General features: G+C 39.7%; 22 protein-coding genes and 1 pseudogene. 9 read left to right on the plus strand and 14 right to left on the minus strand.

Annotated elements, in window-relative coordinates:
* Positions 1-207: 207 nt before the first annotated feature.
* The 8 genes from ruvB to aspS form a co-directional block, all read right to left on the minus strand.
* Positions 208-1,212, minus strand: coding sequence for a Holliday junction branch migration DNA helicase RuvB (ruvB, locus tag SANK73390_RS09375; protein WP_261592763.1), 1,005 nt, complete (start codon positions 1,210-1,212; stop codon positions 208-210).
* A gap of 6 nt (positions 1,213-1,218) precedes the next feature.
* Positions 1,219-1,836, minus strand: a complete 618-nt coding sequence (gene ruvA, locus SANK73390_RS09380; RefSeq protein WP_261592762.1) for a Holliday junction branch migration protein RuvA — start codon at positions 1,834-1,836, stop codon at positions 1,219-1,221.
* Between the two features lie 8 nt (positions 1,837-1,844).
* Entirely contained in the window at positions 1,845-2,366 is a 522-nt protein-coding gene (ruvC, locus tag SANK73390_RS09385) for a crossover junction endodeoxyribonuclease RuvC (RefSeq protein WP_462765697.1), read from the minus strand.
* A gap of 80 nt (positions 2,367-2,446) precedes the next feature.
* On the minus strand, positions 2,447-2,779 hold the full coding sequence (locus tag SANK73390_RS09390; protein WP_462765699.1) for a TfoX/Sxy family protein: 333 nt from the start codon (positions 2,777-2,779) through the stop codon (positions 2,447-2,449).
* A gap of 33 nt (positions 2,780-2,812) precedes the next feature.
* Positions 2,813-3,589, minus strand: a complete 777-nt coding sequence (locus SANK73390_RS09395; protein ID WP_462765701.1) for a substrate-binding periplasmic protein — start codon at positions 3,587-3,589, stop codon at positions 2,813-2,815.
* Positions 3,590-3,711: 122 nt separating this feature from the next.
* On the minus strand, positions 3,712-3,843 hold the full coding sequence (locus SANK73390_RS09400) for a hypothetical protein (protein WP_462765703.1): 132 nt from the start codon (positions 3,841-3,843) through the stop codon (positions 3,712-3,714).
* 2 nt (positions 3,844-3,845) lie between these two features.
* Positions 3,846-4,178, minus strand: a complete 333-nt coding sequence (locus SANK73390_RS09405) for a hypothetical protein (protein ID WP_462765705.1) — start codon at positions 4,176-4,178, stop codon at positions 3,846-3,848.
* Positions 4,179-4,278: 100 nt separating this feature from the next.
* Complete coding sequence (aspS, locus tag SANK73390_RS09410; protein ID WP_462765707.1) at positions 4,279-6,054, minus strand: aspartate--tRNA ligase; 1,776 nt, start codon at positions 6,052-6,054, stop codon at positions 4,279-4,281.
* A 172-nt stretch (positions 6,055-6,226) separates the two neighbouring features.
* On the opposite strand from aspS, the gene SANK73390_RS09415 reads away from it, so the two are divergent.
* The gene (locus SANK73390_RS09415; RefSeq protein WP_462765709.1) at positions 6,227-7,075 is read left to right on the plus strand and encodes a DUF72 domain-containing protein; all 849 of its coding nucleotides are present in this window, start codon (positions 6,227-6,229) and stop codon (positions 7,073-7,075) included.
* Positions 7,076-7,088: 13 nt separating this feature from the next.
* On the opposite strand, the gene SANK73390_RS09420 is transcribed toward SANK73390_RS09415, so the two are convergent.
* Positions 7,089-7,499 carry a GFA family protein gene (locus tag SANK73390_RS09420; RefSeq protein WP_462765711.1) on the minus strand — a complete coding sequence of 137 codons (411 nt, stop codon included), beginning with the start codon at positions 7,497-7,499 and terminating at the stop codon, positions 7,089-7,091.
* A 79-nt stretch (positions 7,500-7,578) separates the two neighbouring features.
* Between SANK73390_RS09420 and SANK73390_RS09425 the strand changes: the two genes are divergently transcribed.
* On the plus strand, positions 7,579-8,082 hold the full coding sequence (locus tag SANK73390_RS09425; RefSeq protein WP_261592754.1) for a M48 metallopeptidase family protein: 504 nt from the start codon (positions 7,579-7,581) through the stop codon (positions 8,080-8,082).
* Here SANK73390_RS09425 and SANK73390_RS09430 read toward each other — a convergent pair.
* Entirely contained in the window at positions 8,062-9,333 is a 1,272-nt protein-coding gene (locus SANK73390_RS09430) for a lipopolysaccharide biosynthesis protein (protein ID WP_462765713.1), read from the minus strand. The two genes, SANK73390_RS09425 and SANK73390_RS09430, sit on opposite strands and share 21 nt — an antisense overlap.
* Positions 9,334-9,348: 15 nt before the next feature.
* Positions 9,349-10,035, minus strand: coding sequence for a DUF3334 family protein (locus SANK73390_RS09435; protein WP_261592753.1), 687 nt, complete (start codon positions 10,033-10,035; stop codon positions 9,349-9,351).
* A 116-nt stretch (positions 10,036-10,151) separates the two neighbouring features.
* On the opposite strand from SANK73390_RS09435, the gene cmoA reads away from it, so the two are divergent.
* From cmoA to SANK73390_RS09460, 5 genes are all read left to right on the plus strand, one after another.
* Positions 10,152-10,877: a carboxy-S-adenosyl-L-methionine synthase CmoA gene (cmoA, locus tag SANK73390_RS09440; protein WP_462765715.1), complete on the plus strand. Its 726-nt coding sequence runs from the start codon at positions 10,152-10,154 to the stop codon at positions 10,875-10,877.
* A 10-nt stretch (positions 10,878-10,887) separates the two neighbouring features.
* A complete protein-coding gene (gene cmoB, locus SANK73390_RS09445; RefSeq protein WP_462765717.1) occupies positions 10,888-11,856 on the plus strand; it encodes a tRNA 5-methoxyuridine(34)/uridine 5-oxyacetic acid(34) synthase CmoB in 969 nt (322 codons plus the stop codon).
* A gap of 305 nt (positions 11,857-12,161) precedes the next feature.
* On the plus strand, positions 12,162-13,214 hold the full coding sequence (gene purM / locus SANK73390_RS09450; protein WP_462765719.1) for a phosphoribosylformylglycinamidine cyclo-ligase: 1,053 nt from the start codon (positions 12,162-12,164) through the stop codon (positions 13,212-13,214).
* Positions 13,214-13,861, plus strand: a complete 648-nt coding sequence (purN, locus tag SANK73390_RS09455) for a phosphoribosylglycinamide formyltransferase (protein ID WP_462765721.1) — start codon at positions 13,214-13,216, stop codon at positions 13,859-13,861. Before purM ends, purN begins: the two co-directional genes overlap by 1 nt.
* Positions 13,806-14,570 carry a DUF3108 domain-containing protein gene (locus SANK73390_RS09460; protein ID WP_462765722.1) on the plus strand — a complete coding sequence of 255 codons (765 nt, stop codon included), beginning with the start codon at positions 13,806-13,808 and terminating at the stop codon, positions 14,568-14,570. The genes purN and SANK73390_RS09460 overlap by 56 nt, the downstream gene beginning before the upstream one ends.
* A gap of 50 nt (positions 14,571-14,620) precedes the next feature.
* Here the strand turns inward: SANK73390_RS09460 and SANK73390_RS09465 are convergent, their stop codons facing one another.
* Entirely contained in the window at positions 14,621-15,385 is a 765-nt protein-coding gene (locus SANK73390_RS09465; RefSeq protein ID WP_462765724.1) for a class II glutamine amidotransferase, read from the minus strand.
* A 238-nt stretch (positions 15,386-15,623) separates the two neighbouring features.
* Between SANK73390_RS09465 and SANK73390_RS09470 the strand changes: the two are divergent.
* Positions 15,624-15,794 (plus strand): annotated as a pseudogene (locus tag SANK73390_RS09470) (IS5/IS1182 family transposase); the annotation flags it as partial.
* Entirely contained in the window at positions 15,778-15,990 is a 213-nt protein-coding gene (locus tag SANK73390_RS09475) for a hypothetical protein (RefSeq protein WP_462765726.1), read from the plus strand. The pseudogene SANK73390_RS09470 and the gene SANK73390_RS09475, both read left to right, overlap by 17 nt.
* A gap of 199 nt (positions 15,991-16,189) precedes the next feature.
* Here SANK73390_RS09475 and SANK73390_RS09480 read toward each other — a convergent pair whose 3' ends face one another.
* Entirely contained in the window at positions 16,190-17,446 is a 1,257-nt protein-coding gene (locus SANK73390_RS09480) for an HlyD family secretion protein (protein WP_462765728.1), read from the minus strand.
* Between the two features lies 1 nt (position 17,447).
* Positions 17,448-19,634, minus strand: a complete 2,187-nt coding sequence (locus SANK73390_RS09485; protein WP_462765730.1) for a peptidase domain-containing ABC transporter — start codon at positions 19,632-19,634, stop codon at positions 17,448-17,450.
* Between the last annotated feature and the right edge of the window lie 102 nt (positions 19,635-19,736).

The raw sequence follows: 19,736 nt of genomic DNA on the forward strand, positions 1-19,736 counted from the left end.
AATTACATGAAATAAATGTTCTGACATTACGACAAGTAAATGGCTTAATAACCTGACAGAGATTTAGGTATGAAATTATTCTGCATAAACCATTTTTAACGCGGTTAACTCGATAAAATGATCAATGCTTTAATAAAAGTAGTGTAAAAGTGCAATCACAATGATTATTCAAAAAATAAAGAACGGAGTCTAAAGCCTAGATATTGGCTAGGCTTGCGGTGTTAAGTCAAAATGTAGGTAAGCTGCATTTGAAACGATCCGCCCTCTTGGAGTACGCTGAATAAACCCTTGTTGAATTAAAAAAGGTTCAATAACATCCTCTATGGTTTCACGTTCTTCACCAATAGCTGCGGCAAGGTTATCAAGACCAACAGGGCCTCCAGTGAACTTTTCAATGATAGCTAATAAATATTTACGGTCCATATAATCAAAACCACATTTATCAACATCAACCATCTCTAGTGCCTGTTGAGCAATATCAACACACACTGTGCCATCACCTTTAACTTGTGCAAAATCGCGTACACGGCGTAGTAAACGGTTTGCAATTCGAGGCGTACCACGAGAGCGCTTTGCGATTTCATCTGCGCCTTCTGGGCTGGTGGTTAAATCAAGGTAAAATGCCGAACGAGCAATGATTTTTGCTAAATCAGTTACAGAGTAAAACTCTAGACGTTGTACAATCCCAAACCGGTCTCTAAGCGGAGATGTCAGTGACCCAGCTCGAGTGGTCGCACCAATTAATGTAAAGGGCGGTAAGTCTAACTTTATTGAACGCGCTGCAGGGCCTTCACCTATCATTATATCAAGCTGATAATCTTCCATAGCCGGGTATAATATTTCTTCGACTTGTGGGCTCAGACGATGAATCTCATCAATAAACAACACGTCACCTTGTTCAAGATTGGTAAGTAGAGCGGCTAAGTCACCGGCCTTTTCTAATACTGGCCCTGAAGTTGTTTTAATATTAACGCCTAGCTCATTGGCTACAATATTAGCTAAAGTTGTTTTGCCCAAACCTGGCGGACCAAAAATCAATAAATGGTCCAGTGCCTCATCACGGCTGCGCGCAGCTTCAATAAAAATTTCCATTTGTTTTTTAACATGCTGCTGTCCCGTATAATCTGCAAGTAATTTAGGGCGAATCGCCCTATCAACAACATCTTCATTGCCCTGTACTTCAGGCTCTATTAGTCTATCAGCTTCTATCATAGTAGTTTACATCATTGATTTGAGCGCTTCTTTTATCAACGCTTCTGTGCTCATATTAGGTTGCGATACTGCTTTTATTGATTTTAATGCTTGTGCTTGTTTATAGCCTAATGCTAACAATGCAGCAACTGCATCGTCTGCGGGTGTATCTGCAACAGTTGGATTGTTTTGTGGCTCAAGAACAGCCGCATCGCTAAATGGCGTCAGCAAATCATTAGCAAAGTTTTTTAACCTATCTTTCATTTCTAGTACTAAGCGCTCTGCGGTCTTTTTACCAACACCGGGGATTTTTACTAAAGTCGTTGCATCTTCACTGTTAACACATTGAATAAATTGCTCTGCAGACATACCCGATAAAATAGCTAACCCAAGTTTAGGTCCAACACCATTCGCTTTGATTAGCTCACGAAACAAAGCACGCTCTTTTTTATGATTGAAGCCAAATAGCAGCTGTGCATCTTCGCGTACTACAAAATGCGTATATATAGCAGCTTGCTCACCCACATTGGGTAACTCATAAAAGCAGGTCATAGGCATTTGTACCTCGTACCCCACGCCTGAAACATCAAGCAAAATTTCCGGTGGTTGTTTTTCTAATAATACACCACAGAGTCTTCCAATCATGTTTATTCCTATCTAAGTCTTCGTCGTACGGTTTTTGTTGCACTGCCAGCAAGGCGAATTAAGTTTTGTTCTGAATGAGCATGACAGATAGCTATCGCCAAAGCATCAGCTGCATCTGCCTGTGGTGTGCCTGGCAATTTTAATAACCGCTTCACCATTTCTTGTACTTGAGATTTTTGTGCACCACCAGTGCCTACTACAGCTTGCTTCACTTGACGAGCAGAATATTCACTGACGGGTACGTCTTGCATGGTAGCAGCAACAATCGCAGCTCCTCTAGCTTGACCTAATTTTAATGCGGAGTCTGGGTTATGTGCCATAAATACTTGCTCAATAGCAAAACTATTAGGTGAGAACTGTTCTATAAGTTGGCTTACGCCTTGGTAAATCATTTTCAGCCGAGTAGGAAAGTCATGCTCCCCTAGCTTAATACAGCCACTACCAAGATATTGAAAGTTTGACCCTTGGTGTGCAATAACTCCATAGCCTGTAAAACGAGATCCAGGGTCGATACCTAAAATTACTGCCAATGCAATCACTCTATAATTAGTTTAAGTGCATAATGCCAAAATACTGTATGGATTACCAGTTATATGTATAGCATGCAGATCTATTTGTGCATGGCGCTATTTATTACCTTCTCGAGTGTGAAAGGCTCGTCATTGGTCTTAAACAACTGCTCAAATTCCTCATACTCTTCAAGTAGCATGAGTAATTCAGCCTTTTGCGTTTTAGCTACAGATAACCAATGGTGCCCCTCAAGCGCACCGACTAGAGCATATAAAAGATTCATACTTGGCTTCGTCGAGTTTGATTTCTTCACTTTAATAAAAGCACGAACGGCACCTAGCTGACGAAGAGCTTGTATTGAATCAATGCCAACACTAAGCAGCACCTGCTCTGATTTCTCCCCTAATCCGGGTAAGTCCTTGATAGTTTTCATTCTCTCTCTAAGTACAATTAAACAAGGCTGCCATTACTCATGATTATAATCTCCACGAAGTAGTGCGTGCCAATATTTATCCCACTGCCCAGATAATTTAACCTCTGTGAGCCCTTTATTAAAGCTTTGCTTTAGTTGTTTGCTGCTAGATAAGGATTTTGGAAATAATAAATGCGTTGTAAAAGGAAATAATGCTTTGGTGTGGCGAATAACGAGTTTACTTAGTGTTTTGTCAGGGTGATTTTTTAGCATCCAATCCATCGCATAAGGTGAAGAAACAACCACATCTACACGCCCTTTTAGTAACATTCCAAGATTTTGCTCATCAGTACTCGCTACATTCGCTGTTAAAACACCAGAATCTACCGCTTGCCAAAATGCTTCTGTATATTCGTAACCAAGGGTGATACCAAAAACACTCCCTTCTAAATCACGCAATGTGTTCCAATCTTCGATAGGACGGCTTTTCAAATAATATAGATACATATTCCCTGAGTAGATTGGCTCGCTGCACAAAAAGTCAACTTGGTGCGAACGGTAACAAGTCCAAAAAGATGATGCAGAGTACTTACCCAATTTTGACAAATGATAATTGCGCTTCCAGGGCAAATACTCTACTTTGACATTAATGCCCTGCGTATTAAATGCTTCTACAATCAAATGGTTAATATACCCACCATTTGGAGCTTTTTGAGAGGTAAGGTCAGCAAACTCACCTGAGGCGATCACAATTCTTGTTGCTGCAAATGCAGGCGCATAACTCAATAACGCTAAAGTCATTAACCACATGAAACAAAAGAAATAGTGCATTTATGATGTCCCTTGCTCGGCACAATAATATCAATAAAGCATAGCCCACCAGCGACCTAATCACGAAACCTAATTAAACGAGCGTAAATAACAAAAGTCATAATACCAAATGGCTATTGTATTTATTGATTAAGTGCTTTAGACATAACCAGAACATCAACACCTCGGTAATTAACTTTCTCAATACCCTGCCAACCAAGACGCGCATATAAACCGCCATCAAGTGCCTCTGTTTGTAGGTACAATTGACTCACGCCTAGTCCATGTGCAATGCTTTCGATTTGATTAACAAGGGCCAATGCAACATATTGCCACGAGCAGAGGGGGTAACATACACACCACCTAGCCAGTGCTCTCTATCTGGAAATATCGACATTTCATGATACTTTAATTGTGCGGCACCAATTACATCACCTGCTTCAACAGCCAATATAACCAAAGGTATACAATCACGATTTAAGTAATCATCAAGCTTTTGATTGAACGATTCAAGCGAAGCCCCTTCTATAATATCTCCCCATTGCTCAAAATACCATTTTGCCAAATGCCACTTCGCGTCAACTTTATCAGCTAAGAATATAAACTCCATGCGCTCTACCCTCATCCTTAGTTATGTAAATTGATACTAACTGTATTTAAAGTATAAAAAAGCGACCTAAGTCGCTTTATTATCAATCAAAAAACTCTAATTATTCACTCTCTAGCTTTGCCTTTTCTATGCTGATAGAGAGCTCTTTAAGTGCATCTGGATTTGCAACACTTGGCGCATTGGTCATCAAACACGATGCCTGCGTTGTTTTAGGAAATGCAATCACGTCACGAATGTTATCAGTACCGCACAACAGCATCACTAAACGGTCTAAACCAAATGCTAAACCGGCATGAGGTGGCGTACCATATTTTAGAGCATCTAGTAAGAAGCCAAACTTGTCTTGTTGCTCTTGCTCATCAATGCCCAAAATTCTAAATGCGGCTTGTTGCATCTCACTGTTGTGAATACGTACCGAACCACCACCTACTTCATATCCGTTTAATACCATATCGTACGCATCAGAAATCGCTACCGCAGGATTTGCTTCTAACTCAGTAGCAGTAATGTCTTTAGGTGCAGTAAATGGGTGATGTACCGCGTGTAATGTACCTTCATCGTCTTCTTCAAACATTGGGAAGTCAACAACCCAAAGCGGTGCCCATTTACTCAAATCTGTTAGCTCAAGGTCTAAACCCACTTTTAAACGTAATGCACCCATTGCTTCATTAACAACGTTACGTTTGTCTGCACCAAATAGGATAATATCGCCGGTTTGAGCGTTTGTGCGCTCTAACAAAGCATTGATCACTTCTTCATTTAAGAATTTAGCAATTGGCGATTGTACACCTTCAATACCAGCTACGCGGTCATTAACCTTCATCCATGCCAAGCCTTTCGCACCGTAAATACCGACAAATTTGGTGTATTCATCAATTTGCTTACGAGATAACTTCGCACCACCTGGCACAGTTAGAACAGCTACGCGGCCTTTTTCATCATTTGCCGGGCCAGACAATACTTTAAACTCAACATCTTTGACCAAATCAGCTACGTCTACTAGCTCCATTGGGTTACGCAAGTCTGGCTTATCTGAGCCAAAGCGACGCATTGCTTCACTGTAAGCCATTACTGGGAACTGACCTAAATCAACCTCTAGTAGTTCCTGCCACATCTCGCAAATGAGTTGCTCAGTCATAGCGCGCACCTGATCAGAGCTCATAAATGAAGTTTCAATATCGATTTGTGTGAATTCTGGTTGACGGTCTGCACGTAAGTCTTCATCACGGAAACACTTTACGATTTGATAATAACGATCAAAACCAGACATCATTAATAATTGTTTAAATAACTGAGGTGATTGAGGCAGCGCGTAAAAGCTACCTTTGTGTACACGACTCGGTACTAGGTAATCACGCGCACCCTCTGGCGTTGCCTTAGTTAATACTGGCGTTTCAATATCTAAGAAATCGTTACTGTCTAAGAAGCGACGCACAAAACTGCTTGCTTTAGCGCGTAATTTAATACGATCACTCATTTCTAAGCGACGTAGGTCTAAATAACGATATTTGAGACGGCGCTCTTCTGAGTTTTGTTGATTAAAATCAAGTGGTAATGGCTCTGAGCGGTTAATAATCGTCAACGCAGTACCTAAAATTTCAACTTCACCAGTAGCCATATCTTTGTTTACTTGGCTATCGGGGCGAGCACGAACAATACCTTTAACTTGCACACAGAACTCTTGACGTAATGTGTTTGCAGTATCCATTAACCCTTCTACTTCAGGGTCAAATACAACCTGCACTAGGCCTTCACGGTCGCGCAAGTCAATAAAGATTAAACCACCAAGGTCTCGGCGTTTGTTGATCCAACCGCATAATTCTACTTCTTGTTCGACGTTGCTTTTATTTAGATTTCCGCAATATATTGAGCGCATAGTATTCCTGTGTCTCAGTTACACAAGGCAAGGTAACTGGCATTAATATGAAAAATTATCGCCAATTATATAAAATTCCGACTCACAATGTCATCCTAGATATGATTTAGTTTCTAAAATTCGCCATCTTTATTACACTATTGCCATCTTAGAGCACGGTAAATGCAATCACATGTTATATCTTGGCTGCCCACAGTGGAGCTCAACACATTGGAAAGGTCGCTTTTTCTCTTCTCATTGCCAAAACGCACAAATGCTCAGCGAGTATGCGCAAATATTTAATTCGGTTGAAGGTAATACCAGCTTTTATGCCGATCCAAAGCCCTCTTCTATACAAAAATGGCGCTCAGATGTACCAGATGACTTCAAGTTCACCTTTAAAGTACCCAAGCGATTTTCTCATGAGCTCGCGCTACAAAACTGTCAGCAGGAACTAAGAAGCTGGCTCACTTTATTTGAGCCTATGTTTGATCAAATAGGCCAAATAATGCTGCAATTACCCAAAGCTTGTGGACCTGAATATCAGCACAATATCGAAAACTTCTGTCAGTGGTTACCTAGTGAGTTACCCTTAGGTATAGAAATTAGGCATTTAGGCTTTTTTGACAAAGCTGATAACGAGCGACGCTTTAATCAATTTTTAATGGCTCACCAATACAACCGTATTATGATGGACACCCGTCCGCTGTTCAGTGAGCTACCCTCTACCCCAGCAATCATTGATGCACAGAGTAAAAAGCCCAAAGTGCCACTTCATGTAATTGCAACAGGCAATGCGCCTATTTTGCGCTACGTGGGTTGCTCTGATTTACAAGCCAATCGCCAATTTTATGCTCCTTGGCTGAAAAAAATAAACCTGTGGCTTGATGAGGGTAAAACACCATATGTATTTTTTCATACCGCAGATAACTACGATGCGCCGTTACTTGCCAAGCAGTTTGTCGCTGATCTCAACCGCGCAGAGGTACAGTTAGGCTTATTCCCTGCGCTGCAGCAACCACAACAAACTAGCTTTTTATGACCTGCGACTAGAGTCACTTCATTCGAGACGGCTCAAATGTCTCATACCTTGGTAAACCTGCATCAAGGTCTTCCCAATTAGCTTGACTTGTAACAAAGTTATGAGACATAGGTCGCTCATTGATATTCGAGTCCAATATACCTAACCGTAAGCGCAGTTTATCCGGCAAGTCACTATTTGAACTAAATAATGGGCTTGCACAATAAGCGCAAAAATGACGTTTCCTGCCCAGTTTGAACTCAAAAAACTTTATATGCTCTTTGCCTGCGACTATATGCAATTCATCCGTATTTACAAAACCATTTGTCGCATAAGCGGTGCCTGAAGACTTACGACATAAAGAGCAATGGCAATGAATAATGTCGCTTATAGCTCCATCAATTTGAATTTGTACTTTGCCACATAGACAACTTGCTTGATACATCTTAAATTCCCTGTTCCATCGTGTTTATTATTTAATTGCATTATAATGACATGATGATACCTGTACCACAAATGAGACCATGGATTTTTCACACTATTTTCTTCACTATCCTGAGCATATTCAAGCTCAAGTTCAACAACTCATTAAAAGTGGTCAAATTGAGCAATATTTTAAAAATAAGTACCCTGAGGCTCACCAGTTAAAAAGTGAAAAATTATTATACGAATATACTAACCAGCTCAAGCAGCGCTACCTGAAAAATGCACCGAACTTAAACAGCGTTAAGTACAAAAAACAAACGGATTTGGTGAAAAATGCATTGGGCACGCATACTTTTAAAAGCCATCAACACGGTGGTAAATTAAAAGCCAAGCATGAAATAGCCATTGCTGAGCAATTAAAAAATGCACCTGAAGCGCTCTTAAAAGTACTGGTTGTGCATGAGCTTGCACACTTTAAAGAAAAGGATCATAACAAAGCGTTCTATCAGCTTTGCTGCCATATGGAGCCTAACTACCACCAATTCGAGTTAGACTTACGATTACTTTTGGTACTGCAGGCTTTACAACTGAGCTTTTACTGACTGACTACTTAAACTAAATATACAACCAAATTCTAAATACCCGCGCTGTAATACTAGCCAAGTTCTAATTACGGCACCCAGTACAAAACCAAAACAAAATGCCCAAACTATGCCAATTAACCCATAATGAGTTTGCAGATACCAAGCGAGTAATACCGTTACCGTAGTCGCAAATAGCAACACCCATAGGTTATACAACGGTTCTCCAACTAGATTAATTGCACTACTTGCACATACTCTAAGCGGAGTCACAAGCTGTGCGAGCAGTAAAATAAGCAGCAAAGTGTGTCCTGACTCTAATTGTGGCTCATTGTATAAAGCCAATAACGGATAAGCAGCTGCCGCCAATAAAGCAGCAAAAACAAAATTACACCCCCAAAATAAGCGCATCAAATGACTAACTTCAATAGCATCTACTCGTGCTTTTAACAGCATGGGTTTTAAAACCAGACCAAACGCATTAGACAAAATTGCCATTAAACCTGCAATCACCACGGCTGGATAAAATACACTCACCGCCTTGGGACCAAGCCAATGATGAACCAGTAATACGTCTAGTTTAGCCACCAGCGCTACCCCGGCTCCGCTTGCCAGTAACCATAAAGATGAACTACACCAATGCCTAGTTTGATAAGCTGGCTTGTGCTTTTTAAGCAAAGGAAATATAAGTACAAACTGCAATACAACAACACAACCTATACTGACGACGAGCGCCTGACAAACTGTTTCAAGATGCAGTTGCCCCTGCTTAAAATATAACAATGCACACGTTATTGCCGTTAAAATTTCAAACAAAGATTGCTGAGTTAATAGTCCACGACGCTTAGCATCCACAGCAATTAAAAACGAAGCTTGGCATTGCATTATCGCACCTAACGGGACTATGAGCAGCAGGTATTCTAAATGCTCATTGGCAAGCGCCTGAGGGGAGGCTAACCTATAACCAATCAGCACCATGGCTACAAAAATCAATCCAAAACTAACTGCAGCGCCCAGGTAAACACGCTTTAAACCTTGTAATAAGGCATGCTGATGATTTTTGTATAACGGATGTGCCAAGCGCATAAGAGATGATGCAAAACCCATACTTGCCGGCAGTAAGAGTACTTCACAAAGTGCAAGTAAAGCAGCGAATGTACCAAAATGTTCGGCGCCCATAAATTTGGCAAGTAGCAGGGTCATAATCACCCTGCTTATATGATTTAGCCCTGTAAAGGTAGCTAAAGAAAACACATGTTTTAAAACGGTCACGAAAGTTATGCTATTTTAAAGACCTAACTCCGACATAAAATCATCATCTGCCGAATCATCAGCAGCCTGCTTTTTTGCTTTTGCATCTTGTTTTGACTTTGTAGCTTGATTTTCTATGATTGTGTCAGGGTCAACAGCTTCAGCAATATCAAAATCATGAAGTTTAATAAACTCAGTTTTGTCCATTGCTAACTCAAGATAGAATATATTTTGACTTTGTGTAGTAAAAGTTACACGACGAGCCTGTGGACGATCCATTGTGGTATCAACTGAAATTTGCACCTGCTTGTTGATTGCCATCATCTTAGGCTGGTTTTGTGTAATAGAGGTATGTAATTGCTCTCGTACTTTGCTTGTAAAGTCGCCAACAATTTGGTTCATCAACTCGCCCATCACATTAGATACATCGTCTGAGAGGTGACTCGTCGCAATTTCACCTTCTGGCATACCCATGTTACGCATATAGTCTTGGTAAATTTCCATCGCTGATTGCGAGGTGAAATTCGTTACCACAAGACCTGTAAAGCCACCATCAAACAGTACAAAACACCCAATATCCGGTCTCATACAAGTGCGGGTTATTTTTTGTACCATTGCTGAATACGCAATTTGATTGCCGCTTGCAGAAGAAAGTACTTCTGTCACTGAATTACACAAAGTTGATAAAATATCTTCGGTACTAACCACTTTATTTCTCGCCATTATTTGTCTCTTTTTTACTTCTTATCATTAATAGTAGCCAAGCTACTGAATTTATCACTGACTATCCAGCATAAAATGTTAAAATAGTAAGATTATTTGGCAAGAGAGACAAAAACGTGACTGGCAAAGACGGTATTTATGCCACAGAGCAACAAGTGAAAGACTTTAGTTTTGATGCTAATGTCGTTGAAGTGTTCCCTGATATGATCCAGCGCTCAGTGCCTGGTTATGCAACCATAGTAAGCACTATGGGTAAATTAGCAGGTCAATTTGCGCAAAGTAACTCTAAATTGTATGACTTAGGATGTTCATTAGGTGCCGTAACGTTAAGCATGCGTAGAAACATCGCAAAAGAAAACTGCCAAATCATCGCAGTTGATAATTCTCAAGCGATGGTTGAGCGCTGTAAAATGCATTTAGGCGGCTTTAAATCAGATGTACCCGTTGACGTACAATTAGGTGACATCACTGATTTGACAATTAGCGATGCAAGTGTGGTTGCAATGAACTTTACCTTACAGTTTATTCCACAAGATCAACGCCTCGCGGTATTAACCAATATTTATAATGGATTAAAACCTGGTGGCGTGATTTTATTGAGTGAAAAAATTATAGGCGAAAGCGATCAACAAGATAACCTGCTCATTGATCTTCACCATGATTTTAAGCGCCATAATGGCTATTCTGAACTTGAAATTAGCCAAAAGCGGACGGCCATAGAAAACGTCATGCGCCCCGATAGTTTAAGCACACACCTTGCACGTTTAAATGAAATTGGTTTTACCCAAACACAAGTTTGGTACCAATGTTTTAACTTTTGCTCAATGGTAGCAATTAAGTAACGGAGAAAAAATGCACACTTGGTTTACAGATTTCTATGCTGCCATAGCTAAAAGCCAATTAAGTCACTGGTTGGATACATTACCTGCACAGCTAACACACTGGCAAAATGAAGCCCAGCATGGCGATTGGCCGCAATGGGAAAAAGTACTTAAAAATTTACCCCAATCAAATACTGACCACATTAATCTTGAAGATAAAGTTGAGTTCGGTCTAGTTGGAGAGCTTTCTGATGGTCACAAAAAGCAATTAGCACACCTACTTAAAAGAATGATGCCATGGCGTAAAGGCCCATTTAATATTCACGGCATTCATATCGACACAGAATGGCGCAGTGACTGGAAATGGGATCGACTAGTGCCCCATATCAGCGATTTAAATGGTCGAACAGTACTTGATATCGGTTGTGGCTCAGGCTATCACTTGTGGCGCATGCGTGGCGTTGGCGCTGAGTTTGTAGTGGGTATTGACCCCTCTGATTTGTTTTTATCGCAGTTTCAAGCAATCAAACATTTCAACCCTGACCCTAACGTGCATTTACTGCCTCTGGGTGTAGAGCAGCTACCGCAGTTAAAAGCGTTTGATACTGTGTTTTCTATGGGCGTGTTATACCACCGTCGCTCCCCTATCGACTTTTTAGCCCAGCTAAAATCGCAATTACGCCCGGGTGGAGAATTAGTTTTAGAAACCCTCGTAATTGAGGGTGACGTTAACACTGTACTAGTACCTACTGATCGCTACGCAAAAATGCGAAATGTATGGTTTATTCCTAGCACTGCGGCATTAACTCTATGGCTCGAGCGCGTTGGATTTAAAGATGTAAAAGTAGTGAATGAAGAGAGTACATCTTTGGACGAGCAGCGTCGTACTCAGTGGATGCAAACTGAGTCACTAGCTGACTTTTTAGACCCCAATGATGTGAGTAAAACCATTGAAGGTTACCCTGCACCGCTGCGGGCGATCTTAATAGCTAAAGCGTAATTAAGGTCACACTACATTCAATTATAAACGTCTAAAGGGTAGGAACATTCACCCGCCCTTTGGCCTCAAACCCTATAATGTCGACACCTCAAATCAAGTAACTTGAACTTGGAAATACGACCACCCCTTTTTTAGGGTATAACTACATTAAAGTCTCAGCCTCAGTAATAATATGATTTTATACCTTTTTTCATATTCGTTATCTTGAGTTCAGGTTAAGTAATAATTCAACTAGCCCCATATGGGCAATTGTTGTAAAATACGCGCGTTTCTAAGCAACCCATAAAGCAATTTGAGGAAAACCTGTGAGCGAACAAAAACAGTCTCTTAGCTACAAAGACGCAGGCGTAGATATCGATGCAGGCAATGCATTGGTAGAGCGCATTAAAGGCGTAGTGAAAAAAACCCGTCGTCCAGAAGTTATGGGCGGGATCGGTGGTTTTGGCGCACTATGCGAACTTCCAACGGGTTACAAAGAGCCTGTACTCGTCGCTGGCACAGACGGCGTAGGCACTAAACTTCGTCTCGCTATCGATTTGAAAAAACACGACACAGTGGGTATCGACCTAGTTGCTATGTGTGTGAATGACTTAATTGTCCAAGGTGCAGAACCCCTATTTTTCTTGGACTACTATGCAACAGGTAAATTAGATGTAGATGTTGCCGCTGATGTAGTAACTGGTATTGGCAAAGGCTGTGAATTATCTGGTTGTGCACTCATTGGTGGTGAAACGGCTGAAATGCCAGGCATGTATGAAGGTGACGACTATGATATGGCTGGTTTTTGTACTGGCGTGGTTGAAAAGTCAAAAATTATAGATGGCACTAAAGTAGCAGCAGGTGATCAATTAATTGCACTTGCATCTAGTGGTCCGCACTCAAATGGCTACTCATTAATTCGTAAAGTACTAGAAGTATCGGGTGCCGACACACACTCTGAATTTGAAGGTAAAACCTTAGGAGAGCATTTACTAGAGCCAACTCGTATCTACGTAAAGTCTATTTTAGAGTTACTGAAACATGTTGACGTGCATGCTCTATCTCACATCACCGGCGGTGGCTTTTGGGAAAATATTCCTCGCGTTTTACCTAAGTCTGCAAAAGCAGTGGTTAAAGGCGATAGCTGGCAATGGCCAGTCATTTTCAACTGGCTACAGGATAATGGCAACATCAGCACACATGAGATGTATCGCACCTTCAACTGTGGTGTTGGTATGATTTTAGTAGTACCTGCTGATAAATTAGCACAAAGCTTAGAAATTTTATCTGCACAAGGTGAGCAAGCTTGGCACATTGGTGAAATTCAAGATGCAGCTGCAGGTGAAGAACAAGTAGAAATAGTAGGTGGTAAAGCCTAATGTCAAACACTCGCTTAGTTGTATTGATCTCGGGTAGTGGTTCAAACCTACAAGCAATTATTGATGCTTGCCAGAGTAATCAAATTAAAGGCGAGGTAGTTGCTGTGTTCAGTAACAAAGACAATGCATACGGCTTAACTCGCGCTGCCAACGCTGGTATAAACACGCGCGTTTTAAGCCACAAAGCATTTGCTACACGTGAAGACTATGACGTTGAATTAGCATCTTTAATTGACTCTTTTAATCCAGATTTAGTTGTATTAGCTGGATTTATGCGTATTCTAACCCCTAGCTTAGTGCAAAAATTTAATGGGAAAATGTTGAACATTCACCCATCTTTGTTGCCTAAGTATCAAGGGCTGAATACCCATCAAAGAGCGATAGATGCAAAAGACAATGTGCATGGTGTAAGCGTACACTTTGTGACGGAAGAGCTAGACGGTGGTCCAGTAGTTCTGCAAGCTAAGGTACCCATCTTAGCAGACGATACAGCTGAGACACTGGCACAGCGTGTTCATGAACAAGAGCATATTATCTATCCTTTGGTGGTTCAGTGGTTCAGCGAACACAGACTAACTATGGAAGCAGATTATGCCGTTTTTGATAACCAACCCCTTCCAGCTCAAGGCGCAACCTACCCAAAATAAAAAAATATGCGCTTGGCTACTTGGCTTAAGCGCTATTTTCTCCTGTTCACTTATAGCTAACCCTCTTATACCGTACAATGCAGAGTATCAAATTTCTCGCAAGGGCTCAGTACAAGGTACAGCCTACCGTGAACTCAAACAGCTTGATAAAGACACATATCAATTAAAATACAAAAGTGATATTGAATGGATGATATTTTCGGATGAAAGAGAGGAAACCTCCACATTCAAAATACATGACTCTAAGCCTACCCCACTAGAGTACTCAATGATCCGCTCAGGCACAGGCCCAGACAGAGATTATAAGATCACCTTTGATCATAAAAACCAAGCTGTTACGTCAAACCAAGACAAATACCCACTGGATGTTAAGTGGCTAGTACAGCAGCAAGACTTACTCACTTATCAAGTGCAACTTCGTAATGATTTAAAAGCCGGTAAACAAAAGTTTAGCTACCCTATCATTGATAAAAAAGGTAACCAGCGCACATATGACTTTGTAGTCGATGGTAAAGAAACCATCACTTTACCGATTGGTAATGTTGAGACGATTCGTATTAAACGCGTGTACGATAATGATAAGCGTCAAGCTACCGTTTGGTTAGCCCCTGAATATGATTACATGGTTGTAAAGATGTACAAGGGAAAAGAAGGTATTGAGCAGTTTCAAGTACAATTAACCAAATATAAGAAACATACAGCAATGTAAAAGTACTGAGGTAGCCAGCATTATTTAGCTACCTCATTCTTTGTTAACAGTTAAATTTTTTCACCCATTTTGAACAAAACAAACTCCCCTTCAGCCATCTTTTGCCATTGCTCATCATTGGTCAAAGGCCGAGTAGCAATCACGGTCACCACATCATTTGGGGTTGTCTCTTTTTGAAAATCAACGACCATATCAGCATCTATCAATGTCGCTTTGCCAAATGGTGCCCTGCGCGTGATCCAATGCAAATTATTAGTGCAATATGCCAGTACATAAACGCCATCAGAAAGCAGCATGTTAAAGACCCCTTTCGATCTTAGTGTATTCGCTAATTTAGCTACGTACCTGAACACAGATGCCATATTAGAGGGGCGCTTTGGATATTTTTTCCTAATTTGATCTAATAACCAACAAAAGGCGAGCTCGCTGTCCGTATTTCCCACTGGTCGATAAAATTCAGGCTTCAAATCGCTATAGTTTGATAGTTGGCCGTTGTGTGCATAAGTGATCTCTCTACCCCATAACTCACGCGTAAAAGGATGAGTATTTTCTAAACACACACGCCCTCGGTTTCCTTGGCGAATGTGACTAATAACCGATACGCTTTTTATTGGATAAGCTTTTACTAACTTGGCAATTTCTGACTGACAACTCGGCTCTGGATCTTTAAATGTACGACACCCTTTACCCTCATAAAAGGTGATCCCCCATCCATCTTTATGGGGCCCTGTGTTACCACCGCGCTCTAAAAGCCCAGCAAAGCTAAAACAAATATCTGTTGGGACATTGGCAGACATGCCCAGTAATTCACACATATTAAACACAAACCTATTAAATAAAGGTTAAAAAGGTAATGCGTGCCCTACAAAAAAGTCCATTAGCTTGTTGGTTGGCTAAATAGCTATATTGTAATTGACCGCAATGATGTCCGTATTGTTAAGCATGTTTTGAATAAAGACAAGCACTTGGCTAAAGGTATTTTGCCGTATACTAATTGACTCTAGCCAAAGGCTCACTGTATCGACAAAATATGTACCCTATTAATGTGACCGTCAACACAAGTTGTATAGTCTACATGAACCAAATATAGACTGTATTTCAAAAGGCAAAAGTGCCAAGCCTTACGAATTCGGCGCTAAAGTAAGTGTCACGACGACGTTAAAGGAACAAGTTGTCGTGTGCTCTCTCACCATGCATGGCAATCCTTATGACAGTGACACACTTTGGGGAAACACAGAGGATAGTAGCAGACATCACAGACAAAAAGCCCTATATGCGGCGCAATGCGACTGGGCCAATCATAGGACACATGAAGCAATGTGGTCACTTGGGGTTGAATAGTTTAAAAGGAAAATTGGGTGATAGATTGAATGCAGTTCTGGCAGGCGTGGACCAAAACCACCTCAAAATCATAGCCTGACTACGGCTTTTTTATGTCTGGACTTTATATCATCTGATGGCAACAACCACGTAAAGCGCTAATAATATAACTGATAAAAACGATAAACATAGTGCTCAGTCTAGATAAAATCCTTCAAAAAAAAGCCAGTGCATAAAAATGTTAATATTCAGAATCGACTAATTATCTATATATGAGAAGTAACTATCAAAAGAAAATATTAGTTTTTCATAAATAAAATCCTATCAATAAAGCGATTTAATAGACGTTTATTTGAAGTGATAATTTTAGCTCTGCCTTTTAAACCGTGTTTAAAATTAATTTCAATACCATGACTACTAAGTAAAATATCAGGTAAATTAACATTAATTATATACCCTTCACCGTTTTCTAGTAGTGTAATCGCTTCTATGAAGCCGTACAACATACCGAATTCAGGGGCGGGATAGCTAGCTAACTCAATTTGCACTTTCTGTCCAGTTTTTATTTTTCCTATGCCTCGCTGCTGCATTTTTATTTTGCCAATTTTTGCACCAGAATGATTAGCAATGGTTACTATAACATCATGATGACGAACATTTTGATTGATACTCCAATACCTAGAAAATGTAACAATCCCTGATTCAGGTGCCGATATTAAATAGCGCTGCTTCCATCGCTCTATCTTACTAAGCAACAAACTATATGCGTTAGATAGCTTGGTATTATAATTTTGCAATGTAAGATACCAAAGCGATTGATATTCTTCTAGATCTTTATTTGTGTCATGAATTTTCATCTCGTACATTTGAATTTGTATTATAGTATTTGATACTGCAAGTTTTTTGTCTAAATAACGACTCTCAATCCTTACTAACGCCGTATCCGTAGTGAGGCCCTGCTGTTTCAACCCCCTATTTTTATTTAATAATACCAACTCCAGCGCAAGTTGCTCTTTTATGGTGATTAACTGAGCTTCTAAATTAAGTTTCAACGATTGTAAGGCGGCTATTTTTTCCTCCGCTCGCGATATTTTAGTTTGTAGTTGTGTTGATGACTTAAATTTATTTAACGCCAAATAATGAGAATTAAAGTCATTTACAAAAGGCTGTAGCTCGCCCAAATCAGTGACCTCAAATTCAGCAGCGATTTTTAATTTGAAATCAGACAATTTTTGCTCCAGAGATTTAAATTTCTGATAGTTGACATCGCTACTCAATAACACTAGTCGTTGACCTTTTTCAACAAACTCTTGATCATCCGCGAACAGCTGCTCTATTCTGCCATTAGTTTTAGCCACTAGTGAAGTAGGCGTTTGTTCTGTAGTTAGCAGAATTTCTGATTGAATCGAATCAGGGTACTTTATAAACCATGTAGTCGCGACTACCACACACCAAATCATAAAAATAAGTGATATCCCACTGCAAAGTAACCACCCAGGTTCTTTACCTACAATATCGTCTGTAGGGTTACCCATATAATTAGAAATATCTGGCATACTAAGCTCCCAGCTCTAATTGATTTTTTACTAGGTTGAAGTAGTGCCCTTTTTTGTTAGTGAGTTCAGTGTGATTACCGCATTCAACAATTTCTCCTTGCTCCAAAACAATAATTTGATCTGCATTTCGCACCGTACTTAATCTATGAGCTATCACAACAACTGTCCTTCCTTCAAAGAAGTGCTGTAAGTTTTCTTGTATTTTTTTCTCATTGTTAGTGTCTAAAGCAGAAGTTGCTTCGTCAAAAAACAGATATTCTGGATTTTTATAAACCGCACGAGCGATCAAAATTCTTTGATTTTGCCCACCACTTAAACTGACCCCTTCTTGGCCAATTTTTGTAAAATATCCGGCTGGCAACTTTTCAATTTCCTCGTGGATATTTGCTGCTTTTGCAGCATTAATAACACGTTGAAAGTCCATCTCATGATTACTTATTGATATATTATGCGCAATAGTATCGTTGAATATATAACCATCTTGCATAACCACACCACACTTTTCACGCCAAGCTTCAGAACAAAGATAGGAGAAATCCTGACCAGATAGAGCTATTCGACCATTCAAAATAGGATGAAATTTCAACAGTAATTTCATCAAAGTGGTTTTACCACTGCCACTTGTACCTACAATTGCTGTTGTTTTGTTATGTTTAATTTTCAATGATAAGCTCTTTAGTACGTAATCAGTATCATGAATTGAATACTTAAAGTGCACTTTATCCAAGATTAAATCACCTGATATTAGCTGAGTATTGAGTACACCATTGACTGTCTCGTTTTCCGCTTTCATATCTTGTACTTCACTTAAACGTTCCATGCTTAGCTTGGCATCTTGCGCTTGATGAATAAACTTAAGTAATTGCTCGATCGGGGCATTCATTTGGCCAAGAATATAAGTAATTGCCATCATCATTCCTAAAGTCAAATCACCGATGATCACTTGCTGTGCTGCAATAAAAGTAATCCATATATTTTTTCCTTCATTCAAAAACAAAATTCCAGCTTGTTGATATTGCTCGGTTGCCAAAGATTTAAGTCTTAACCTAAATATTTTTCCTTGGATTTTTTCCCAAGCCCACCTTTGGCTAGACTCTGCACCATTCATTTTTATTTCAGGCATCCCACGCACTAATTGCACTATAGCATTTTGGTTTCGGATCAATTGGGTAAAGTGTTGATAGTCAAGGACACGACGTCTATTTAGAAAAAGCATAATCCAGCCAATAGAAAGTAAGCTACCAACAACAAAAATTAAGAAAATGGTTTTACTATAAATAGCCATTACAATACTAAATACAACTAAGTTGAGTAGTGAAAAAATTATATTGATTGAATGGGATGTGAGAAACTCTTCAATTTTTGTGTGATCAGAAACCCGCTGTAATACATCACCCAAATTTCTATTGCTAAAGTATGAAAGTGGTAACTTCATTAATTTCATAAGAAATTCAGAAATCACATTGATATTAATCCGTGCTCCCATATGAACGAGAATCCAACCACGAATAAACTCGGTAGCTGTTCTACTCAAAAATAACATCAATTGAGCTATTAATATGGTGTATACAAAATTTATATCCTGATTATTTATACCATTATCAACCAGTGCTTGGGTGAGAAATGGAAAAGATAAGTTCAATATCAAGCCAACAATAGCACCTAATCCAAGCTGTTTTAAAAACGTCTTAAAACGAAAGAATTGCCTTGCCAGTCTGACTAAGCCATTTCTACTTTTCTGTTCACCTTCCTCTTGATGGTCAAAATTCTCGGTTTTTTCCAAAAACAAAGCGATTCCATTGTTACCTTCTGGCATCCACATCTCTTTGAATTCATCATATGAAAGTGCCAACTTCCCTTCACCTGGATCAGCAATGTAAACCTTTGCCTTCGTTATTTTGTAGACAACAACATAATGATTACCTTTCCAATGGAGTATACAGGGCAACTTGGCTTGTTTAATAAGGACTTCAAATCTCAATTTTAAAGGCAGAGATTTAAAACCAAGCTCCTCAGCAGCCTTTGATATACCGTATAATGAAACACCTTGCTTACCTTTACTACATAACGCCCTTAACTTACTTAAACTAAAATCCTTTCCATGGTATATTCCAATCATTTTAAGGCAAGTTGGGCCACAATCCATAATATCTAGTTGCTTAATTAACTTAAATCGACTTGAACGCATTATCTACCAGTTCTGAAGTGAAGAAGTAAAATGCCGCCTTACCTTAAGTAAAACGGCAGTTTTAATGAAATATATTTATTCCAGTAACCTATTATTAATTGT

It is taken from the genome of Pseudoalteromonas sp. SANK 73390 (assembly GCF_054966645.1).